Raw genomic sequence first — 21228 nt, 5'->3', positions numbered from 1 at the left:
TATGTTTTTCGTCAAAATCTTGATATGATAATAATGATTTTTCACAAACACTAAAAGCAAAGTGCAAGCTTTGCTTTTTTCTATGGGAGCTGTGTAATGAAAGGTATAGGAAAAGCGTTATTCACCACGTTTTTATCTGGAGTCGGTTTGCTGGTTTATATGTATACATTAGCCCATCGGAACCGGTTAATGAAGCATACTCTTACAGTAAAAGAAGATGCTTCTAAACAGCTATCGATCTTTTTTATATCTGATATCCACAGACGACGGATTCCGATGAGGCTCATTCAGAAATTGCAGGTCTCCGGAGTCGATGCGGTGATCGCAGGCGGTGATGTGGCGGAAAAAGGCGTTCCTCTCAAAAGAGTGAAACATAATATGCGGCAGCTTTCGTCAATTGGTCCGCTCTATTATATATTCGGAAATAACGATCAGGAAATTGGAACGGAGCAACTGCTGCAGATTATCAGGGAAGTACAGGGCGTAACGCTCGTTGACAGCAGCGCCCGAATCCCGGGTCATTCATCTTGGGGAATTTGCGGAATGGAGGACCCGTCAAACGGCACGGTGGATGCAGAGAAAGCAATCGAATCAGCTGTCGGCTATGAACACCTGATTCTGGCGGTTCATAATCCTTCATTATTTAGAAAAGTAGAAGATAGATTAAAACCCGACCTGATGCTTGCCGGTCATACGCATGGCGGGCAGATCCGGCTGGGCAAGTGGGGACTGCAAGACCTCGGACGTTACGAGAAAACAGCCAAAGGTGCTAAATTAATAAGCAACGGTTTCGGCACGACCATGGTGCCACTTAGGTTCGGTGCGAAACCTGAATGCCATCTAGTGAAAATACATTACTAGAAGGGAAGAATTAAGGAGTGTAGATGTCATGAATTCTGTGGACGTATTAATTATCGGCGGAGGGCCGTGCGGGCTGTCAGCTGCGATTGAAGTGCAGAAGATCGGTTTATCGGCAGTAGTTATTGAAAAGGGAAATATTGTTCATTCCCTTTACAACTACCCGACCCATCAAACTTTCTTCAGTTCCAGCAGTAAACTGTCAATCGGGGATATCCCTTTCATTACAGCAATCGATAAACCGAAACGCAATGATGCACTGGTGTATTACCGCACGGTTGTTCAGTTGGAGAATTTACAGATTAACAGCCATGAACGGGCGGAAGATGTGCAAAGGCAAGGCGAGAGATATATTGTGAAGACGGATAAAGCGGTCTATAACGCAAAATACGTGGTGATTGCGACTGGTTACTATGACCAGCCGAACAGATTGAATGTAAAAGGAGAAGAGCTGCCTCACGTGTACCACTATTTTAAAGAAGCTCATCCTTATTTTAATAAACATATTACAGTGATCGGCGGAAAAAACTCGGCCATAGATGCAGCGCTTGAACTTCAGCGTGCAGGTGCGCATGTATCGGTGGTCTATCGAAAAGAAAGTTATTCTGCGAGCATTAAACCCTGGATACTGCCAGGGTTCGACAGTCTGGTGCGCCATGGTCAAATTCAAATGTATTTTGATGCATGTGTGACCGAGATTACGGAAAACGCCGTTACGGTCAATCAGCAGGGAAAGAGTTTTGATTTGCCGAGCGACTATGTCTTTGCTATGATCGGCTATCATCCTGATCATGCGTTCCTCCGTAAAATCGGAATTCAGGTAGATGAAGAATCTGGACGTCCTGTCTTCAATGAATTGACAATGGAGACAAATATGGAAAACCTCTTTATTGCAGGTGTCATCGCTGCGGGTAATGACGCCAATGAAATCTTTATCGAGAATGGGCGTCATCACGGTGGAATGATTGCACAGGCAATTAAACAGAAGAATTGAAACCTCAGCCGTCAGACATTAAATTGTCCGGCGGTTTTTCTTATTATGAAGAGTTTTGTTTGGAAGATTTATGATACACTAGCGTCATGAGGAGGCGCCTATGTTTATTTTACTCACTGTTGCGATTGCACCAGGGCTGGCACTTTTTAGTTATCTGTACTTGCGCAAGCAAATTGCAAAAGAGCCCTCACGCACATTGTTCAACGCGTTTATTTACGGTGCAATCATGACCTTCCCGATTTTGTTTATCCAGCATGTTTTTGAAGAAGAACATGTTTTTAATAATGAATTTTTACGCAATGCATTATTTACCAGCAGTTTAGAAGAGTTTTTTAAGTGGATCGTTATCTTTATACTTGTTTATAAAACGGTTGAATTCGAAGATGCGTATGACGGAATTTTATATGGGGCCAGTGTCTCACTTGGTTTCGCCACCGTCGAAAACATATTATATTTGCTGTCATTCGGATTGGATACAGCATTTATCCGGGCTTTGCTGCCTGTATCGAGTCACGCGCTGTTTGGCGTGGTCATGGGCTATTATTTCGGTAGAGCTAAATTTTCTGAAACAGAAGAAAAGGGCAGATGGATCTGGATTGCATTCTTAGCGCCTTTCACTTTGCACTCACTTTATAATGCAATCTTATTCTTATACGATTATTGGCTGTATTTAATGATCCCGTTCATGCTGTTCCTCTGGTGGTTCGGCCTGACCCGTGTTAAGTACGCACATACATTTGCCATGCAGCAATTTAGAAAAAAAACTAAAGAAACAAGATGAAATCCGTCCAGAGTGGCGGTTTTTTTTATTTCTTTAATAAAAAAAGATAATTAGGACAAACTAGAAAAAAGCACATTGATTTGGAGGAGGATGTTACATGAAGCGAGCGGCTACACGCTTCCTTTTTCTTGTAATGGCAAGTGTCATGATTTGCTCTTTTTTCGTTAATCAGACCTCAGCATTTAGCGGACGTGATTTAGCGAAAGGTGCAAAAGGTGATGACGTCATTGAGCTGCAAGCAAGACTTCAATATATCGGATTCTACCACGGTGAGATTGATGGGAATTTCGGCTACGGCACGTATTGGGCCCTGCGGAATTTCCAAGAGCAATATGGTCTGCCTGTAGACGGGATTGCAGGTAAAAGTGCGAAAAAGAAGCTGCAGGGAATTTCGGATTATGACGAGAAGTATGTGAAAGGTCAAATTGCTAAAGGCAATCAGTTTACCTACTATGGAGGCCAGCCTTTGGCCTCTCAAGTAAAATCGGGAAGCAAGCCGCAAAAACAAATGCAGGCCCCTGCGAAATATTCTAATCAGGATATCAATTTATTGGCAAATGCTGTGTATGGGGAATCGCGCGGTGAGCCGTATGAAGGGCAAGTGGCGGTTGCAGCTGTCATTTTAAACCGTGTCGAACATCCTGATTTCCCCGATACTATCGGCGGAGTGGTGTTCCAGCCCGGTGCGTTTACCGCAGTGGCAGACGGACAGATCTGGCTGACTCCGAATGAACGTGCAAAGGAAGCAGTAATTGACGCGATAAACGGCTGGGATCCTTCTGAAAACGCCATTTATTATTTCAATCCAATTACCGCAACAAGCAAGTGGATCTGGTCACGTCCGCAGATTAAAAAAATCGGGCTGCACATCTTCTGTCATTAATAGAAAGGAGGGAAAATGCTCGAGATGAAACGAATGATATTTATTTTAAGCTATGCATTTATCGTACTAGGAGTTTATGCTTTTGGAAAAGCGCAGGAGAGTGAACAGCTGTCAATTGCACTGAACACGCAGTATTCCAAGAGTATCTCGGATGCGTCGGAAAAACTGGGTGAATTGGAGGAAGCCGTTAAGAAATCGATGCTTTTTGAAGATCAAAAAAGCACATCTAAGGAAAGAGAGAATATTTGGCGACTTTCATCAGATATTAAAAATTCCATCGGTTCTCTTCCCGTGAACGAAAGCTTTTCGACAGCCTGGATGAACTATCTGGGAAGATTGGGAAACTTTGCGAAAGAGTCAACGGAGGAAGGAAATCCAGATGAATATTATGCGGTGATTCAGCGTGCTTCGGAAAACTTAAATGAATTGTCGGCTGAATGGCAGTCTGCGACATCGGATTTACTCTCCGGACAAATGAACATGGTAAACTGGGAACAAAAATTAGGAGCAGCAAAAGAACATTCAGAGAATTGGCATCAGCTGGGGCAGTCAATTAAGCAATACGGCGAAGCGGTATTTCCTTTGACGGCAAGTGAAACGGATGCGCAAAAGAAGAAGGAGCTTCAAAATATTAAAGACGCTAAAATAACGGAGGAAGAAGCAATACGATTGTTTAAAAAGCTGCTTCCCGGCGTTTCCAATGATATTATTGCAGCAGAAAAAAGCAGGAAGGGATCGCCATACCCGTTTTACCATATCCGATTTGCTGAAAATTCCTCGATCGGCTATATTGATATCACACAGAAGGGCGGTCATATTCTGTCCTATCTAATTGAACGCCGGATGGGTGAGCCGACAAAGGAATATGAGGAATTGAAGAAATTGGCAGCCGATTTTCTGCATCAGGCAGAGTACCGTGATGTGGTCTTTGAAGAAGCAAGAGAAAATGACACAGCCTGGCACTTTGTGTTTGTCAGAAAAGATCCGGTGAATCAGGCCAAAGTATTTTCCGATCCTATTCATATCAAAATGGCGAAAGATACTGGCGAGGTATTAGGGGTGAATACATCAGAATATATTCGCGCAGAACAGCTGAAACCTCAGCCGATCAGACCGGTGAATTGGCAGGAGTTTTTCCGTCCCGGAGTAAAAGTGATGGAAGAAGAACTGGCATATGTAGAAAATATGCAGCTGCAGCAACGTTTGGCCCATTACCTGACAGTAGTTTCGAACGATGAAAATCCAGAGACATACAAAATTGTGATCGATACGGACACATTAGAAGTGATTAAAACAGAAAAACAATAAAAAATAGATTGGAAAAAACTTCTCCACATGACATAATAGGATTAAATAGTAATATTGGCAGGTGGAGAAATGAAGCTCACAATTGGTACGGTGTTGACGATTGAAAAAGATTACACAGAGGAATCGGAAAAGTTTAAATGCCGTGTAGTGGATATAGATGGAGAACATTTCATGATGGACTATCCAATCAGTATGGAAACAGGCAAAACTGCTTTCTTTATTGACGGGACACAGCTGGTCATCACTTTCGTTGATGACTACAAAATGTCTTATGCTTTTCGCACAGAAGTCCACAGCAGAATGAATAAAACCATTCCTATGCTGAAGGTTAAATACCCGGGTGATAAAGAACTGGTCAAAATCCAGCGAAGAGAGTTCGTCCGTGTAGACACTTCACTGGATGTGTCTGTACAGGCGGATTCAGAATCGCTGCAACTGGTATCATCTGATTTGAGCGCAGGCGGTTTAGCGGTCAATATGAAAAACCATGAGTTTTTTAATCCGCAGGAAGAATTGGATCTTCTGATCGTGCTTCATTTTTCGAAGACGGAGATCAAATATATCTCCTGTAAAGCAAAAGTTGTTCGGAACTGGGAACAGGATAATCGTCGCTTAACTTCTTTACAGTTTGAAGAAATTGATGAAAAAGACCGTCAGCATATTATACGCTACTGCTTTGAGCGCCAGCTGCAGCTGCGGAATTCCTAAGGAAAAGTCTATCTTCAACAGACTTTTCCTTTTTGCTTATGGTACAATAATAGCGAAAATGGAGGGGTAGGCATGACGCGTGAAATGAGAATTGCAATCGACGGACCTGCTGCTGCAGGGAAAAGCACGATTGCCAAATTAGTAGCAAAAAAATTAGGTTACACATATATCGATACAGGTGCGATGTACCGGGCGATCACTTATAAAGTGCTTCAAAACGCCGTGGATCCCTGTAATGAAGAAGAAGTGGCAAAATTAATCAGCCGGACTCATATTGAACTGGAACAGGGAAATGAAGCCCAAAGAGTTTTATTGGACGGTGCAGAAGTGTCGGAAGCAATTCGCTCACATGAAGTGACTTCTCAAGTATCTGCGATCGCAGCGCTTACATCCGTTCGCCAGCTGCTGATGAAGAAACAGCAGAATCTTGCGGAAGAGCGTTCGGTTGTAATGGACGGCCGCGACATTGGCACAACTGTACTGCCTGACGCCGAATTGAAGATTTTTATGACTGCTTCTGTGGAAGAACGTGCGCAAAGACGTTTACTAGAAGAACAGCTTCGCGGAATGAAAAGTGATTATGTAACTTTGAAGCGTGAAATCACGGAAAGAGACAAGGCGGACAGCGAAAGAGAAATTTCTCCGTTAAAAAAAGCAGAAGATGCGATTATAATTGATACAACGGGGAAAACAATAGAACAGGTAACGAATATGATTGTGGAATATGCTGAAAAGAGGTTGGCAAGATGAATTTGTATCCTTTAGGCAAGTTTTTAATCAGCACAGTCTGTTACCCCCTCTATCGAATAAAAGTGATTGGCAAAGAGAATTTCCCTAAAGAAGGCGGCGTGCTGCTGTGCACAAATCATATTGATAATCTGGATCCGCCGATTGTCGGGATTACTTGTCCGAGAACCGTTCATTTCATGGCGAAAGAAGAGTTATTCCAGAAGCCTGTCCTGAAAACCGTTTTGCCGAAAGTGCAGTCCTATCCTGTGAAAAGAGGGATGAGCGACCGGGAAGCTTTCCGTACGACGATTAAACTGCTGCGCGACGGGAAAGTGGTGGGATTGTTTCCTGAAGGCACCCGGAGCAAGACAGGAGTACTGGGGAAGGGGCTGGCGGGTGCTGGGTTCTTTGCTTTAAAAGGCGGCGACGCGAAAGTCATGCCTTGTGCAATCATCGGACCGTATAAAGCATTCTCCCAATTAAAAGTTGTCTACGGCGAGCCGCTTGACATGACTCCCTACCGTGAAAGAAAGGCTTCGGCTGAAGAAGTGACAGAAGCAATCATGTTTGAAATTGCCAAGCTGATAGAGCAGTATAAATGATTTTAGAAGAATCGGTTACGGCCGAAAAAGTTTGAAAACAGTTTCATCAAGCAATAAAGGAATTAAAAGAATAAGTGTAATTTTTTGTTTTTACCTGTAGTTTCGAATACTATAGAGATAAGATTCATTATGGAGGAGGACTACATATGACTGAAGAGATGAATATGGATGAAGTTAAAGAATACGGTGAAGGCGAGCATGTAACAGGTGTAGTAACAAAGGTTGAAGAGAAATCTGTAACAGTTGAAATTTCAGGCGCACCATTTGACGGCGTAATCCCGATCAGCGAACTTTCCAGCTTGCATATTGAAAAAGCTTCGGATGCAGTCGAAGTCGGTGATGAATTGCAGCTGGCGATTACAAAAGTAGAAGATGATGCTTATGTATTATCCAAGCGCCAGGTTGACGCGGAAAATGCATGGGATTCATTAAAAGCTAAGTATGAAAACGGCGAAATTATTGAAACAGAAGTAAAAGACGTAGTAAAGGGCGGCTTGGTTGTAGACTTGGGTGTCCGCGGATTTATTCCGGCTTCTTTAGTAGAAGATCATTTCGTTGAGTCATTCGAAGACTACAAAGGTCGTACAATGACATTTAAAATTGTGGAAATGGATCAGGAAAAGAACCGTTTAATCCTTTCACACCGTGCTGTCGTACAAGAGCAAAATAATAAGAAAAAAGAAGAAGTGCTTTCTGAAATACAGGACGGCGACGTAATAGAAGGGACTGTGCAGCGAATTGCTTCATTCGGAGCATTTGTGGACATTGGCGGCGTGGACGGACTTGTTCATATTTCGCAAATTTCCCACGGTCACATTGATAACGTGTCCGACGCCCTGAAAGAAGGCGATAAAATAAAAGTCAAGGTACTCTCAGTAGACCGTGACGCAGAGCGGGTGTCATTGTCGATCAAAGACACGCTGCCCGGACCATGGGAAGGCATTGAAGACAAAGCACCGATCGGTTCCGTTTTAGAAGGGACCGTGAAACGTCTGGTGGCATATGGTGCATTCGTCGAGATATTCCCAGGAGTGGAAGGACTTGTACACATTTCAAGAATCGCACACACTCACATCGGCACGCCGGATGAAGTGCTCGAAGAAGGGCAGACAGTTCAAGTGAAGGTGCTCGACGTCAACCCGGAAGAAAAACGTATTTCACTGAGCATCAAAGATCTTCTTGAAAAAGAAGAAGCGCCGGGTGAAGAGAATTTCAGCTACGAAATGCCGGAAGAAACATCTGGCTTTTCATTCGGGGATGTCATTGGTGATCAGTTGAAGAAGTTTAAAGAGTAAACAGGCAGTTGTGATCAACAAACGACATCTAATACAATAAGCGGGACGGGAATGATGATGCTTTCATATGCATCATCATTCTTTTTGTGTATAATATTCAAAGATAGGTCGGAAGGGTGTAATGAACTAAAATGAAAAAACCAACAGTAGCAATCGTAGGAAGACCGAACGTCGGAAAATCGACTATATTCAACCGGATCGTCGGCGAACGGATCTCCATCGTAGAGGACGTGTCGGGTGTAACGCGCGACCGTATATACAGTGCAGCAGACTGGCTGAACTATGAATTTAATCTGATCGACACAGGCGGCATCGATATAAGCAACGAACCGCTGATTGAACAAATTCGCATGCAGGCGGAAATCGCCATCGAAGAAGCAGATGTAATTATCTTCTTAACAAACGGCAGAGACGGCGTAACCGACTCGGATGAGCAAGTAGCAAGAATGCTGTATAAGACTAAAAAACCCATTGTATTGGCGGTCAATAAAGTCGATAATCCAGAAATGAGAGAAATGATTTATGATTTCTATTCACTTGGATTTGGAGAACCGTACCCTATTTCGGGTTCCCATGGATTGGGTCTTGGAGATTTATTGGATGCTGTTGCAGAAAGCTTCAAGGAAATGGATTTGGAGGAAGAGGACGAGGATACGATCCGTTTCTCCCTTATTGGACGTCCGAACGTCGGGAAATCCTCTTTGGTTAATGCGCTGCTTGGAGAAGACCGTGTAATCGTCAGTGATATTGCCGGAACAACAACAGATGCAATTGACTCAACAAAAGAAGTGGACGGCCAGCTTTATAAAATTATCGACACTGCCGGAATGCGTAAAAAAGGCAAGGTCTATGAGAATATGGAGAAATACAGTGTTCTTCGTGCACTGAAAGCCATTGACCGCTCGGATGTAGTACTGATCGTACTGAATGCAGAAGAGGGTATTCGCGAACAGGATAAGCGTGTTGCCGGCTATGCCGAAGAAGCGGGTAAAGGTGTTATGTTCGTCGTCAATAAATGGGATGCATTAGAGAAAGACGATAAAACGATGAATAAATTTATTGATGATATCCGTCATAATTTCTTATTCCTTGATTATGCGCCAATCGTCTTTGTTTCGGCTAAAACTAAGCAGCGCGTCCATACTCTGTTCTCCCAGATTCAAATGATCAGTGAAAACCATGCATTGCGCATCCAGTCCAGTGTACTGAATGAAGTCATTGAAGATGCAGTTGCCAGAAATCCGGCACCTTCCGATAAAGGAAAGCGTCTGCGCATTTATTATGCAACACAAGTAGCAGTAAAGCCGCCGACATTCGTAATCTTTGTCAATGAACCTTCACTGATGCACTTCTCGTATGAGCGCTTTTTACAAAACAGACTGCGTGAAGCGTTCGGTTTTGAAGGAACGCCTATTCGCTTGATCACTAGAGCAAGAAGTTAAATTCCAAAGCAGAAAGGGATTGAGCCAATGGAGAAAATTTCTATCGTTGGAGCAGGAAGCTGGGGAACCGCCCTGGCATTCGTGCTGGCTGAAAATGGCCACGACAGCTTGATATGGACAAGACGTAAAGAGCAATCCAATGAAATAAACAGGCAGCATACGAATCATCAGTATTTGCCGAATACCACCCTGCCCGAAAACCTGGCCTCCACCAGTGACTTGGCTGCGACAGTCAATCATTCGGACATCATCGTGCTCGCTGTCCCGACGGTCGCCATGCGTGAAACATGCAGGAAGATCCAGGCAACACTGAAGAAGCCTGCTTTATTTGTTCATGTTTCTAAAGGAATTGAACCGGATTCGCTGAAACGTATTTCTGAAATTATCGAAGAGGAAATAGATGAATCCATGCGTTCGGCTGTTGTCGTCTTATCCGGACCCAGCCACGCTGAAGAAGTAGTGCTCCGCCATCCGACAACGGTGGCTGCCGCTTCGTCAAATATGGAAGCGGCCGAGCGGGTGCAGGATGCATTCATGAATAATTATTTCCGTGTCTATACGAATACGGATGTGATAGGAGTGGAGCTAGGTGGTGCGCTGAAAAATGTCATCGCGCTGGCTGCCGGTATTTCAGACGGCCTCGGTTACGGAGATAATGCGAAAGCAGCGCTCATTACACGGGGACTGGCTGAGATTACAAGACTGGGCGTCCGCATGGGTGCCGACCAGCAGACCTTTTCCGGTTTGACCGGACTTGGTGACTTGGTCGTTACCTGTACAAGTGTCCATTCGCGAAACTGGAAAGCAGGCAATCTTCTAGGAAAAGGGCAATCTTTAGATAAGGTGACGAATGAAATGGGAATGGTGATTGAAGGCGTCCGTACGACGAAAGCCGCCAATCAGCTGGCAGAGCACTTTGACACGACTATGCCGCTGACGTCCGCTCTGTATTCCATTTTATTTGGAGAAATTCCTCCTAAAGAAGCAGTGGATCAATTGATGAGCCGCGGTAAGAAACAGGAAATTGATATGTTCTTCGGTGGTATTTAAACAGTAGGAAGGTGACAGTTTTGTCCTCGTTAGATAAAATGTGGCTATCTTTTTATGCAATGGGTTTTATGGTGATTTCCATGGGCTTGATTTATGTAAGCCGCTATAAATTGAAAAATCGTCTAGTAAAAGTCCTGTTAGCAATTATAGCCTATATATTATTAATTACCGCATTCTTTGCGATGGTCTATTTAGTGTTCAATGGGCCGACGGGAGGAGCGTAATCTATGAATAAAAGAATTATTATGCTAGCTGTAATGCTCTGCATAAGTATGGTTCTCTCAGGATGTCTGACACGTCCGCCTGATGAGAAGCAGGCCAGCGAGACGCCTTATCCGGATCAGATCGAAACGATTCAGAAAGCAATTGACCGGTATCAGGAACAGTCAGGCGGTCTGCTTCCAATTAAAACACGTGATTTGGAAACGGACCAATATATAAAATATCCAATCGAATTTTCAAAGATTGTTCCTGATTTCACAGAAAAGATTCCTTCCAATGCATTTGAAAATGGCGGGATCTTTCAGTATGTACTGACAGATGTTGAGGAAAACCCTACAGTAAAATTAGTAGACTTGCGGATTGCAGAGAAACTGCGCGATTTGAATTTACGTAAATTCATCAGCGGCGATCTTCCTTTCCTGGATCCTGTCGGGGAATTTGTTTACGAAGTTGATTTTAAGAAAATGGGTTTCAAGGAGCCGCTGACGGTTGAAAGCCCGTATTCCAACGCCCATCTGCCGATTGTTGTGGCGGGAGACGGGAACTTCTACGTAGATTATTCCATCGATCTGAACAAAATTCTAATGGAACAGAAACCTGAAGTGAAACCAGGTGAAGACATTCGCCATCTGCTTGTTGACAATTCTCAAGTCCTTCCGGCATACTCATTGCCATACACAGTGAACGAAGACAATGAGCCCGTATTTATGAAAAGATAAATAGAAACTTCTTAAACGTTTCGTGCTTTATGCATGAAACGTTTTTCTGTTTCATAAACTACTATGCGGAGAAAAAGGAGGGCGAAAGATGAAAGAAGAATTATATGAAAACCTAGCCAGAAGAACAGACGGTGATATTTATATAGGAGTGGTCGGCCCTGTACGTGTGGGGAAATCCACTTTTGTTAAACGCGTCATGGAAGAAGTCGTGATCCCTAACATGACAGACGCAAACGACAGGATACGTGCACAGGATGAATTGCCTCAGAGTTCACCGGGCCCTGTGATCATGACAGCGGAGCCGAAATTCGTCCCTGCCCAGGGTACCAGTGTGTCGATTGGCGACGGCGAGCTGGCATTCCAGGTTCGTCTGGCAGACTGTGTAGGTTATGTAATCGACGGGGTGAAAGGTTATGAAGATGAGGAAGGCCCGAAATATGTCCATACACCCTGGCATAATGAACCGATTCCATTTGAAGAAGCTGCACGGATCGGCACTGACAAAGTCATAGGAGACCATTCGACAATCGGAATTTTGCTGACGACTGACGGCACGGTAAACAATATCCCGAGAGCAGCTGCGGAAGTGGCAGAACAAGAAATTGTTGCGAAGCTGAAGGAAATCGGCAAGCCATTCGTCATTGTATTGAATTCTAAAATGCCTGCTCATGAGAGGGCGCTTGACCTTAAACAGCAGCTGCATGAAAAGTACGGTGTGCCTGTTATCGCCATCAGTGCGGATCAGCTGAATGCCCAGGAAATCCAGTTAATCCTCAAAGAAGCGCTTTATGAATTTCCGATCACGGACATTGAGCTGCAGCGTCCGGACTGGATGGAAGAGCTCGGTGATGAACATAAATTAAATGCACGGATTGATCACGTAATCAATGATGGTTTCCTCGGCGTATCGAAGATCAGGAAAGTGCAGGAAATTGCGGAATTGCTGCAGGAAGAAGAGTTTGTGCGCCAGGCGGATGTTGTGGAAGTGGATGCAGGCAAAGGCAAGGCCATTGTCAATATCGATATGGATGAACGAGCTTTTATTGCGGTATGTGAGGAGTTTATGGGCACAGAAATGCGTTCCAAGAAAGACTGGCTGGCATTCATTAAAGAAGCGGTCAAGGCAAAGAAATCCTATGATATGTACGCGGAGGCCATCGATACGGCCAAACAAACCGGATATGGTGTAGCACTGCCGACGATCGCAGATTTCCAGCCGACTCCTCCTGAACTTATTAAACAAGATACATTTTTCGGCGTGCGAATGAAAGCAAAAGCTCCTTCACTGCATATTATACGGATTGATATGGAAGCGGAATTTTCACCGTTGATCGGATCGGAATTCCACAGTCATCACTTGCTGAAAGAATTGAAAAATGCCTACTTGCATGACCGAGATGCATTATGGGAAACTCAGCTTTTCGGAACACCGCTGCATGAAGTAATGAAAGAAAGCATTCGTTTTAAGACCGCTGCAGTTCCGGATAATGCCAGAAAACGACTGCGGGAAACAATTGAGCAGATGGTGAATGACGGCAATAAAGGAATGATTACATTTATCGTTTAATACATGTAAGGGGAAAAGATCCGGACAATATCGGGTCTTTTTTCTTCGATTTCGGCAAGAAAAGCGGGGAAATGCTGATTATAAGCGGAAAGCGCGAGAATATTGTTGCACCGCAGTTTTTCTTATGTTACTCTTTTTACAGTGTTAACAGCAATAGCATCCCCCTTTGAGAGGAGGTGAACGGTGTGAATAAAACAGAATTAATTAACTCTGTGGCAGAAGCGGCAGGTCTAACTAAAAAAGACGCAACTAAAGCTGTTGAAGCTGTATTCGATACAATTCAATCAACTCTTGCTAACGGTGATAAAGTTCAATTGATTGGTTTCGGAAACTTTGAAGTGCGTGAACGTGCTGCCCGCAAAGGTCGTAATCCGCAATCAGGAGAAGAGATCGAAATCGCTGCTAGTAAAGTTCCGGCTTTCAAAGCAGGTAAAGCACTGAAAGACGCAGTAAAATAATTAGAGATGTTACATAGGAGTCCGTCCAGCGAATCTGTTCTGCAGATGCGAATGGATGGACTCCTTTCTTTTTACATAATGAAGCAGACTAGCTGTACGGAATGTGCGGAATATGCTACTATTTTGGTGAAATAGGTTTTGTTCCTAAGGAGGACATGCTGAAATGAATGAGCAGGATGTAAATAAAATTGAACTGGCTGTCACGATGATTTTGGAAGCAATTGGAGAAGATCCACAGCGTGAAGGCTTACTGGATACACCTAAGCGTGTCGCCAAAATGTATCAGGAAGTTTTTGAAGGATTAAATAAAGACCCGAAGGAATATTTCGAAACCATTTTTCATGAAAATCATGACGAAGTAGTATTAGTGAAAGATATTCCGTTTTATTCCATGTGCGAACATCATTTAGTGCCTTTCTTCGGCGTGGCGCATGTTGCTTATATTCCGCGTGATGGTGTCGTTGCAGGATTGAGTAAACTGGCGAGGGCTGTCGAAACGACTGCACGCCGTCCGCAGCTGCAGGAACGCATCACATCGACTGTGGCAGATGCAATGATGGATATGCTGAATCCGATCGGCGTCTATATCATTATTGAGGCAGAACATATGTGCATGACGATGAGAGGAATCAAGAAACCCGGTTCCAAGACAATCACGACGGTAGCGAGAGGGATTTATGAGCACGATGACGTAAAACGTGCGGAAATTTTATCGCTCCTGCGAACGAACTGAGGTCTTTGCCGGGCGCCCGATTTATATGCTATCATTAAGACCATATAGAGACTGGAGATGCGTACATGACACAACCGGATTATCTAATTATTAAAGCCAAAAAAGACGGCGTGAATGTCATTGGTCTGACAAGAGGCAATGATACGAAGTTTCACCATACCGAGAAGCTGGATCGGGGAGAAGTCATGATCGCTCAGTTTACAGAGCACACATCCGCCATCAAAATTCGGGGAGAAGCTGAAATTCATACAGCACATGGAGTGGTTTCGAGTGAAGAAAAAGAATGACCGGCACTTTTACAGCTGATGGGAATGGAGCTTACTGATGGAGACAAAAGGATACACTGACCAAATCGACAATTATATACAGAATTTGCGGAGAGCGATTTATCAGCCGATTGTTGAACGGGATGCGGGCCATGCCCTGATCGATAGAGAGAAAGCGTTCTTGCTTCTGCTGCCTTTATTGAATGGCGAGCAGTGGACAGATGAAATGAATCAAGCTGCTTTGGCAATCGGCGCTATTCATACAGCGTTTGAAGTCCATGATCAAATTGATGCCTCAGATGCTTCTTCCAAAGAACAGCAGTTGATGGTCCTTGCAGGCGATCACTTCAGCGGCATTCATTATAAGCTATTGGCTTCTATTCCTAATTTTCAGCTCATCCGTTCATTGTCTGCCGCAATCGGCCGGATCAATGAATGTAAAACAACATTGCTGCAATCTCCGCCAGCCCGATCTGAAGACCGGCTGCAATTAATCGGGGAAGTGGAAAGCGCCTGTATAATGGAATTCTATGAAACATTCGGATTCACACGCTATAAAGCAATTGCGCAAGTGCTGTTTCCGCTGCTGTGGCTGATCCACAGTAAAGAAATGAATCTGCAGGACATGAAATTTCCGCATTTAGTTCCCGATGCGCTGGATACAGATCAATGGATCAAGCAATTACAGGATAACTTTACAGATCGGGTTAAACAAAGCTTTTTCTTACATAAACCCTTGGTTGATCAATTGCTGGGGATGGCTGAACTTGACGCAGGCAACTTGACGTAGAAAGAAGGGACCAACTCGTGACACTTTCAAAAGAAGAGAAAGTTCATAACGTCTTTGAAAAAATCTCGACAGATTATGATAAAATGAATTCTGTAATCAGTTTCAATCAGCATATCAAATGGCGTAACGATATAATGCTCCGTATGAATGTGCAGCCGGGTGCAAAAGCGCTGGACGTTTGCTGCGGGACAGCAGACTGGACAGTGGCACTGGCTAAGGCAGCAGGACCTGAAGGGGAAGTAACAGGATTGGATTTCAGTGCCAATATGCTTGCATCGGGAAAAGACAAGGTGGCTCCTTACCCGAACCTGACACTCGTACAGGGAAATGCCATGTCCCTTCCTTTCCCAGATCATTCATTCGATTATGTGACGATTGGATTCGGTTTGCGGAATGTGCCGGATTATTTGACTGTTTTAAAAGAAATGCGCAGAGTATTAAAACCGGGCGGCATGGCAGTTTGTCTGGAGACTTCTCAGTCGAAGATTCCTGTCTATCGCCAAGTATTCCGTTTATATTTCAAATACATCATGCCGCTTTTCGGTAAAATTTTCGCGAAAAGCTATAAAGAATATTCCTGGCTGCAGGAATCGGCGAATGATTTTCCGGACATGAAGGAGCTTGCCCAGCTGTTTGTAGATGCCGGCTTCGATGAGGTATCATACAAGTCCTATAGCGGCGGTGCGGCAGCTGGCCATATCGCTTTCAAATAAAAGAGTACACGGGAGAAGGTAATTGGTTTGGAAAAAATTAAGTTAATGTCACTTTATACGGATTTCCGAAAAGATGTGGCCTATATTGAAAAAGAACTTGAGCGCTCCGTGCAATCTTCTTCTCCCATTGTTCGTCAAGCTTCTTTGCATCTGCTGAAGGCGGGCGGGAAACGCATCCGCCCGATCTTTGTCATTCTGGCTGCGCAATTTGGCAATTACTCTCTTAACAATGCTTCCAAAGTGGCCGTGTCACTGGAATTGATACATATGGCTTCGCTGGTGCACGATGATGTCATCGATGACTCAGACATGCGCCGGGGCCTTGAGACAGTGAAAGCGAAGTGGAATAACCGGGTGGCGATGTATGCAGGAGATTTCATTTTTTCCCGTGCGCTGACATCTATCGGCGGGATTGAAAAGGAATCAGTACACGGTATTTTAGCCGAAACCATGCTGGAGATCTGTAAAGGGGAAATCATTCAGATTGATTTTCAGCGGCAGACAGATCAGAATCTGCGGGATTATTTGCAGCGCATCAAACGCAAGACCGCGTTATTGCTCGCATCCAGTTGTGAATTGGGTGCACTCAGTGCGAATGCTGACATCGAAACCGTCCGAAAGCTTCGGCGATATGGCTACTTTACAGGCATGGCTTTTCAAATTGTTGACGATATTCTGGACATCATTTCAACGGACTCTCAACTGGGGAAACCAGCGGGCAGCGATTTATTGAACGGCCATATTACGCTGCCGATTTTATACATAAAAGACGATGAAGAATTTAAGCCGTACATGGAACAGGCATTTACAGGAAATATGCCGGAAGAAGAACGTCAGCAGATGCTGCAGTACATCCGACAGAGCAGCGCAATTGAAAAAGCGCAGCACGTCAGCGATCTTTATCTGGCGAAAGCGCTGAAAGAACTTGAAGGACTGTCGGACGGCAAGTCCAAAAAGGCACTCATTCAAATTGCTGATTTCATCGGCCAGCGGAAATACTGACGGATTTTGTTATTAGTTGAAAGAAAAAGGCGTCAATGGTACGATTTAAAAGGGTATTTCCCAGATAGACAGATGAAGGAGTGTTTGACAGATGGAAAGAACATTTTTAATGGTAAAGCCAGACGGCGTACAACGTAACCTTATAGGTGAAATTGTCGGACGTTTTGAAGACAAAGGGTATCAATTAGTTGGCGGGAAATTAATGAACATTTCTCAAGAACTTGCAGAACAGCATTACGGTGAGCACAAAGAGCGTCCGTTTTTCGGAGAGCTTGTAGAGTTCATCACTTCCGGACCAGTTTTCGCAATGGTGTGGGAAGGCGAAAACGTCATCTCGACTGCACGCTTAATGATGGGTGCTACGAATCCAAAAGAATCAGCGCCAGGAACTATCCGTGGAGATTTCGCTGTTACTGTAGGCAAAAATATCATTCACGGTTCAGATTCATCTGAGTCAGCAAGCCGCGAGATCAACTTGTTCTTTAAAGAAGAAGAGCTTGTGACTTATGACAAAACAGTGAACAGCTGGATTAACTAATTGCCAAAAACAGCCGAGCGAATTTCGCCTGGCTGTTTTTGTTATACATACGCTATACATTTTCCGTTATAATAGGAACGTACATAGAAAGATAGGCAGCAGAGGGGGGACTCGAAATGTCTGATTATTCTATTTTGATTCAAGGAATCAAAAAGAAAACCGGCATTGACTTATCATTATATAAAGAAGCCCAGATGAAACGAAGACTCACTTCTTTATATGAGAAAAAGGGATTTAAAGATTTCAAAGAATATTTTCAGGCGATTCAATCCAATCAAGAGCTGTTGGATGAATTTTTGGACCGCATGACGATTAATGTGTCAGAATTTTACCGCAACGCAGTGCGCTGGAACGTGCTGGAGAAAAAGATTCTGCCGGAGCTTTTGCAGCAAAATAAACGTTTGAAGGTATGGAGTGCAGCCTGCTCAACAGGCGAGGAGCCGTATTCTCTGGCAATGGTATTATCCTCACACATGCCGCTGCGCGATATTTCCATTCTGGCCACCGACTTGGATTTGGGTGTCATCGACCGGGCGAAAGTCGGATTATATGGCGAACGTTCATTGAAGGAAGTACCGAAATCGGTTGTCGCTAAATATTTCATCAAAGAAGGACAGTCTTATCAAGTGTCTGATGAAATCAAAAAAACCGTCACGTTTAAACAGCATAATCTGTTGGAAGACCGTTATGACATAAATTATGATTTAATCGTGTGCCGGAATGTCATGATTTATTTCACTGAAGAAGCGAAAGATCAAATTTATTCAAACTTCTCGAAAGCATTGAAGCCGGGCGGAGTGTTATTTGTTGGCAGTACAGAGCAGATATTTAATCCTGAAAAATACGGTTTCGAATCAATGGATACTTTTTTCTACCGTAAAAAATAAACTTATATAGAAGGAGGAACAGAACATGCGGTTTATCACAGCTGGAGAATCACACGGTCCGCAATTAACAGCCATCATCGAAGGACTTCCTGCACAGATGGAATTGACGGCTGAAATGATTAACAAAGAACTAATAAGAAGACAGGGCGGACACGGAAGAGGACGCCGTATGCAAATTGAAAAAGACCGCGTGGAAATTTCCTCAGGCGTACGCCACGGCAAGACAATCGGCTCACCGGTCACTTTGACAGTTGTAAATGACGACTGGAAGCACTGGACATCCATTATGGGAGTAGAACCGCTCGGAGAAGATGTAAATCCTGAAGATGTGAAACGACAAATTACCAGACCCCGTCCGGGTCATGCGGATTTAGTCGGCGGCATGAAATACGGCCACCGTGATCTACGAAATGTACTGGAGCGTTCATCTGCACGGGAAACGACGATGCGGGTAGCGATTGGTGCTGTGGCGAAGCAGTTTTTAAACCAATTAGGCATCCATACAGTTGCACATGTGACGGAAATCGGAGGAATTGAAACGAATCCCGCTGCTTACGCAAATTTATCTATGGAAGAGCTGCGTGAAATCGTAGAAGGAGATCCTGTTTACTGTGCGGATAAAGAAGCCTCCGTTAAAATGACGGAAGCGATTGATGCTATTAAAAAGCGTGGAGATACGCTTGGCGGTGTCGTTGAAGTAATGATCGAGGGATGCCCGCCGGGAATCGGCAGCTATGTGCAGTTCGACCGCAAGATGGACGGTAAATTAGCCGGTGCTATGATGAGTATCAATGCATTTAAAGGTGTGGAAGTGGGTCTTGGGTTTGACATGGCTAAAATGCCGGGCAGTGAAGTGCATGACGAAATCGGATGGAATGATGAGTTGGGCTATTACCGCAAGTCCAATCGTTTAGGCGGCCTGGAAGGCGGAATGACTACGGGAATGCCTATTGTGGTGCGTGGAGTTATGAAACCGATCCCTACGCTCTATAAACCGCTTGAAAGTGTCGACATTGATACGAAAGAATCATTTGTTGCGACCATTGAGCGCTCTGACCCTTGTGCAGTGCCGGCAGCTTCTGTTGTAGCGGAGCATGTCATTGCGACAGAAATGGCAAAAGCGATTATGGACGAATTCCGTTCCGATACAATGGACGGTCTTCAAAAAGATATTGAGCAATATAGACAGTATGTAAAGGAGTTTTAAGATGGAGAAATTAACCGTTTCCGTCAAAGAACATACGTACAATGTCCATGTCGGTTCCAATACTTACGAGCTGTTCGCGACTGAATACGCTGATTTTATCAGCAGTGCAGATAAAATCGGAATTATTGCAGATGCACATGTGGCAGAATTGCACTTGCCTTTGCTGCAGGACGCACTGGCTAAAACAGGCCGGACAGTTTCAGTCAAGATTGTGCCGGGCGGGGAACGCTGTAAAGCCCCTGATGTCTATGTGGATTGTCAGTCGTTTTTGCTGAATGAAGGATTTACACGGAACTCTGTTCTCCTGGCATTTGGCGGGGGCGCCTGCGGTGATTTAACGGGTTTCGTGGCAGCAACATTTATGCGGGGAATCCGTTTTATCCAATGTCCTACTACGGTACTGGCACATGACAGTGCTGTAGGCGGCAAGACGGCGATCAATATGCCGGAAGGAAAGAATATGGTCGGGTCCTTCCACCAGCCCGCTGCAGTGCTGTTTAATACCAATGTATTCGAGACACTGCCAGCTTCAGAAATGCGATCCGGGATGGCAGAACTGATCAAGCATGCTTTTATTTCAGATGCGGACTGGTCTGATGAACTTCTCAAAGAACAGCAGTTTTCAGCACCTTCAATTGAATGGCTGCAGAAAGAACTGCTGCGGGGAATTAAAGTGAAAGCGCAAATCGTCGGAGAAGATGAATTCGAGCATTCCACTCGAAAGTTTTTAAACTTTGGCCATACATTCGGACACGCTATTGAGGCTGCGTCAGGATACGGCAGTCTTAGTCACGGAGAATGTGTCATGATCGGGATGGGCTACGCGTTTATTTTGAGTGAAAAACACGGTGATATTCTTCCGGAATATACAAATCGTTATCTGCAATTTGCCAAAGACAACGGTTATACATTTGAGCGGGTATTTTCTTATCCGTTTGAAGAGCTGCTGTCTTATATGCAGAAAGATAAAAAGGCTTCATTCGGGAAAATGAATTTTGTTTTGCTCAAGGAAGCCGGACAGCCTTTTGTTCAGGAAATCAGCACAGCGCAATGTCAGGAAGTATATGAAGAGTTTAAGCAAAGACTGGAAAGCGGGGGGATTGTGTGACGGTTAGGGGTATTAGAGGCGCAACGACTGTTGAACGGGACGACGCACAGGAGATTTTATCGTCAACAGAACAATTGGTGCTGGAAATGGCGGAAACTAATGGATTTGAGCCAGAGGATATTGCATCTGTCATTGTTTCGACGACGGTGGACTTGAAGGCAGCATTTCCTGCTAAATCAATTCGTTCCATTGAAGGATGGGCTTACGTACCGGTCATGTGTACACATGAAATTGATGTACCCGGCTCTATGCGTAAATGTATTCGTGTCATGATGAATGTTAATAGTGAGAAAAAACAGCATGAGATTCAGCATATTTATCAAAATAATGCAGTTCAGCTGCGGCCGGATCTGCAGAAATAATTTATT

The 21228-nt window shown here is 44.2% G+C and carries 25 protein-coding genes; all 25 read left to right on the top strand.

Annotated features, from left to right (window positions below; genetic code table 11):
- Positions 1-96: 96 nt before the first annotated feature.
- Complete coding sequence (locus tag GDZ68_RS00355; protein WP_153720290.1) at positions 97-861, top strand: metallophosphoesterase; 765 nt, start codon at positions 97-99, stop codon at positions 859-861.
- A 28-nt stretch (positions 862-889) separates the two neighbouring features.
- Entirely contained in the window at positions 890-1852 is a 963-nt protein-coding gene (locus GDZ68_RS00350; protein WP_153720289.1) for a YpdA family putative bacillithiol disulfide reductase, read from the top strand.
- 100 nt (positions 1853-1952) lie between these two features.
- Positions 1953-2633, top strand: coding sequence for a glutamic-type intramembrane protease PrsW (gene prsW / locus GDZ68_RS00345; protein ID WP_153720288.1), 681 nt, complete (start codon positions 1953-1955; stop codon positions 2631-2633).
- A 97-nt stretch (positions 2634-2730) separates the two neighbouring features.
- Complete coding sequence (sleB, locus tag GDZ68_RS00340) at positions 2731-3516, top strand: spore cortex-lytic enzyme (protein WP_153720287.1); 786 nt, start codon at positions 2731-2733, stop codon at positions 3514-3516.
- Between the two features lie 24 nt (positions 3517-3540).
- Entirely contained in the window at positions 3541-4824 is a 1284-nt protein-coding gene (locus GDZ68_RS00335) for a PepSY1/2 domain-containing protein (protein ID WP_194841005.1), read from the top strand.
- A 69-nt stretch (positions 4825-4893) separates the two neighbouring features.
- The gene (locus GDZ68_RS00330) at positions 4894-5532 is read left to right on the top strand and encodes a flagellar brake protein (RefSeq protein ID WP_153720285.1); all 639 of its coding nucleotides are present in this window, start codon (positions 4894-4896) and stop codon (positions 5530-5532) included.
- Positions 5533-5604: 72 nt separating this feature from the next.
- Positions 5605-6282: a (d)CMP kinase gene (cmk, locus tag GDZ68_RS00325; RefSeq protein ID WP_153720284.1), complete on the top strand. Its 678-nt coding sequence runs from the start codon at positions 5605-5607 to the stop codon at positions 6280-6282.
- Entirely contained in the window at positions 6279-6863 is a 585-nt protein-coding gene (locus tag GDZ68_RS00320; protein ID WP_153720283.1) for a lysophospholipid acyltransferase family protein, read from the top strand. The genes cmk and GDZ68_RS00320 overlap by 4 nt, the downstream gene beginning before the upstream one ends.
- A 146-nt stretch (positions 6864-7009) precedes the next feature.
- Positions 7010-8158 (top strand): 30S ribosomal protein S1, encoded by a 1149-nt coding sequence (rpsA, locus tag GDZ68_RS00315; RefSeq protein WP_153720282.1) that lies wholly within the window; start codon positions 7010-7012, stop codon positions 8156-8158.
- A 131-nt stretch (positions 8159-8289) separates the two neighbouring features.
- Entirely contained in the window at positions 8290-9600 is a 1311-nt protein-coding gene (der, locus tag GDZ68_RS00310; RefSeq protein ID WP_153720281.1) for a ribosome biogenesis GTPase Der, read from the top strand.
- A 27-nt stretch (positions 9601-9627) separates the two neighbouring features.
- Positions 9628-10650 carry an NAD(P)H-dependent glycerol-3-phosphate dehydrogenase gene (locus GDZ68_RS00305; protein ID WP_153720280.1) on the top strand — a complete coding sequence of 341 codons (1023 nt, stop codon included), beginning with the start codon at positions 9628-9630 and terminating at the stop codon, positions 10648-10650.
- 20 nt (positions 10651-10670) lie between these two features.
- The gene (locus GDZ68_RS00300) at positions 10671-10874 is read left to right on the top strand and encodes a DUF2768 domain-containing protein (RefSeq protein WP_153720279.1); all 204 of its coding nucleotides are present in this window, start codon (positions 10671-10673) and stop codon (positions 10872-10874) included.
- Positions 10875-10877: 3 nt separating this feature from the next.
- The gene (locus tag GDZ68_RS00295; RefSeq protein ID WP_153720278.1) at positions 10878-11591 is read left to right on the top strand and encodes a hypothetical protein; all 714 of its coding nucleotides are present in this window, start codon (positions 10878-10880) and stop codon (positions 11589-11591) included.
- Positions 11592-11679: 88 nt separating this feature from the next.
- Positions 11680-13158 (top strand): stage IV sporulation protein A, encoded by a 1479-nt coding sequence (spoIVA, locus tag GDZ68_RS00290; protein ID WP_153720277.1) that lies wholly within the window; start codon positions 11680-11682, stop codon positions 13156-13158.
- Between the two features lie 185 nt (positions 13159-13343).
- On the top strand, positions 13344-13616 hold the full coding sequence (locus GDZ68_RS00285; RefSeq protein ID WP_037561579.1) for an HU family DNA-binding protein: 273 nt from the start codon (positions 13344-13346) through the stop codon (positions 13614-13616).
- 163 nt (positions 13617-13779) lie between these two features.
- A complete protein-coding gene (gene folE, locus GDZ68_RS00280) occupies positions 13780-14349 on the top strand; it encodes a GTP cyclohydrolase I FolE (protein WP_153720276.1) in 570 nt (189 codons plus the stop codon).
- Between the two features lie 65 nt (positions 14350-14414).
- Positions 14415-14636 (top strand): trp RNA-binding attenuation protein MtrB, encoded by a 222-nt coding sequence (mtrB, locus tag GDZ68_RS00275; RefSeq protein WP_085428802.1) that lies wholly within the window; start codon positions 14415-14417, stop codon positions 14634-14636.
- A 37-nt stretch (positions 14637-14673) separates the two neighbouring features.
- Entirely contained in the window at positions 14674-15405 is a 732-nt protein-coding gene (locus GDZ68_RS00270) for a heptaprenyl diphosphate synthase component 1 (protein ID WP_153720275.1), read from the top strand.
- A 17-nt stretch (positions 15406-15422) separates the two neighbouring features.
- Complete coding sequence (locus tag GDZ68_RS00265; protein ID WP_153720274.1) at positions 15423-16118, top strand: demethylmenaquinone methyltransferase; 696 nt, start codon at positions 15423-15425, stop codon at positions 16116-16118.
- A gap of 27 nt (positions 16119-16145) precedes the next feature.
- Positions 16146-17120: a polyprenyl synthetase family protein gene (locus tag GDZ68_RS00260; RefSeq protein WP_153720273.1), complete on the top strand. Its 975-nt coding sequence runs from the start codon at positions 16146-16148 to the stop codon at positions 17118-17120.
- Between the two features lie 91 nt (positions 17121-17211).
- Positions 17212-17658, top strand: coding sequence for a nucleoside-diphosphate kinase (ndk, locus tag GDZ68_RS00255; protein WP_153720272.1), 447 nt, complete (start codon positions 17212-17214; stop codon positions 17656-17658).
- A gap of 116 nt (positions 17659-17774) precedes the next feature.
- Positions 17775-18545: a CheR family methyltransferase gene (locus GDZ68_RS00250; protein ID WP_153720271.1), complete on the top strand. Its 771-nt coding sequence runs from the start codon at positions 17775-17777 to the stop codon at positions 18543-18545.
- A 25-nt stretch (positions 18546-18570) separates the two neighbouring features.
- Positions 18571-19752 carry a chorismate synthase gene (gene aroC, locus GDZ68_RS00245; RefSeq protein ID WP_153720270.1) on the top strand — a complete coding sequence of 394 codons (1182 nt, stop codon included), beginning with the start codon at positions 18571-18573 and terminating at the stop codon, positions 19750-19752.
- A gap of 1 nt (position 19753) precedes the next feature.
- Positions 19754-20860, top strand: a complete 1107-nt coding sequence (aroB, locus tag GDZ68_RS00240; protein WP_153720269.1) for a 3-dehydroquinate synthase — start codon at positions 19754-19756, stop codon at positions 20858-20860.
- A complete protein-coding gene (aroH, locus tag GDZ68_RS00235) occupies positions 20857-21222 on the top strand; it encodes a chorismate mutase (RefSeq protein WP_153720268.1) in 366 nt (121 codons plus the stop codon). The genes aroB and aroH overlap by 4 nt, the downstream gene beginning before the upstream one ends.
- Positions 21223-21228: the final 6 nt, after the last annotated feature.

Origin of the sequence: Sporosarcina cascadiensis (assembly GCF_009650995.1) — a bacterium.
GTDB lineage: Bacteria > Bacillota > Bacilli > Bacillales_A > Planococcaceae > Sporosarcina > Sporosarcina cascadiensis.
The sequence above is the reverse complement of the archived record's forward strand: the minus strand, read 5'-3'. Positions and strand labels throughout refer to the sequence as shown.

What these genes read in the sequence shown, in the direction of transcription:
- GDZ68_RS00295 (WP_153720278.1), top strand. Translation starts at nt 10,878, where the DNA reads ATGAATAAAAGAATTATTATGCTAGCTGTAATGCTCTGCATAAGTATG.
- GDZ68_RS00350 (WP_153720289.1), top strand. Translation starts at nt 890, where the DNA reads ATGAATTCTGTGGACGTATTAATTATCGGCGGAGGGCCGTGCGGGCTG.
- spoIVA (WP_153720277.1), top strand. Translation starts at nt 11,680, where the DNA reads ATGAAAGAAGAATTATATGAAAACCTAGCCAGAAGAACAGACGGTGAT.
- aroC (WP_153720270.1), top strand. Translation starts at nt 18,571, where the DNA reads ATGCGGTTTATCACAGCTGGAGAATCACACGGTCCGCAATTAACAGCC.
- prsW (WP_153720288.1), top strand. Translation starts at nt 1,953, where the DNA reads ATGTTTATTTTACTCACTGTTGCGATTGCACCAGGGCTGGCACTTTTT.
- ndk (WP_153720272.1), top strand. Translation starts at nt 17,212, where the DNA reads ATGGAAAGAACATTTTTAATGGTAAAGCCAGACGGCGTACAACGTAAC.
- GDZ68_RS00355 (WP_153720290.1), top strand. Translation starts at nt 97, where the DNA reads ATGAAAGGTATAGGAAAAGCGTTATTCACCACGTTTTTATCTGGAGTC.
- folE (WP_153720276.1), top strand. Translation starts at nt 13,780, where the DNA reads ATGAATGAGCAGGATGTAAATAAAATTGAACTGGCTGTCACGATGATT.
- sleB (WP_153720287.1), top strand. Translation starts at nt 2,731, where the DNA reads ATGAAGCGAGCGGCTACACGCTTCCTTTTTCTTGTAATGGCAAGTGTC.
- mtrB (WP_085428802.1), top strand. Translation starts at nt 14,415, where the DNA reads ATGACACAACCGGATTATCTAATTATTAAAGCCAAAAAAGACGGCGTG.
- aroB (WP_153720269.1), top strand. Translation starts at nt 19,754, where the DNA reads ATGGAGAAATTAACCGTTTCCGTCAAAGAACATACGTACAATGTCCAT.
- GDZ68_RS00330 (WP_153720285.1), top strand. Translation starts at nt 4,894, where the DNA reads ATGAAGCTCACAATTGGTACGGTGTTGACGATTGAAAAAGATTACACA.
- rpsA (WP_153720282.1), top strand. Translation starts at nt 7,010, where the DNA reads ATGACTGAAGAGATGAATATGGATGAAGTTAAAGAATACGGTGAAGGC.
- GDZ68_RS00335 (WP_194841005.1), top strand. Translation starts at nt 3,541, where the DNA reads ATGAAACGAATGATATTTATTTTAAGCTATGCATTTATCGTACTAGGA.
- GDZ68_RS00305 (WP_153720280.1), top strand. Translation starts at nt 9,628, where the DNA reads ATGGAGAAAATTTCTATCGTTGGAGCAGGAAGCTGGGGAACCGCCCTG.
- GDZ68_RS00270 (WP_153720275.1), top strand. Translation starts at nt 14,674, where the DNA reads ATGGAGACAAAAGGATACACTGACCAAATCGACAATTATATACAGAAT.
- cmk (WP_153720284.1), top strand. Translation starts at nt 5,605, where the DNA reads ATGACGCGTGAAATGAGAATTGCAATCGACGGACCTGCTGCTGCAGGG.
- GDZ68_RS00320 (WP_153720283.1), top strand. Translation starts at nt 6,279, where the DNA reads ATGAATTTGTATCCTTTAGGCAAGTTTTTAATCAGCACAGTCTGTTAC.
- GDZ68_RS00250 (WP_153720271.1), top strand. Translation starts at nt 17,775, where the DNA reads ATGTCTGATTATTCTATTTTGATTCAAGGAATCAAAAAGAAAACCGGC.
- der (WP_153720281.1), top strand. Translation starts at nt 8,290, where the DNA reads ATGAAAAAACCAACAGTAGCAATCGTAGGAAGACCGAACGTCGGAAAA.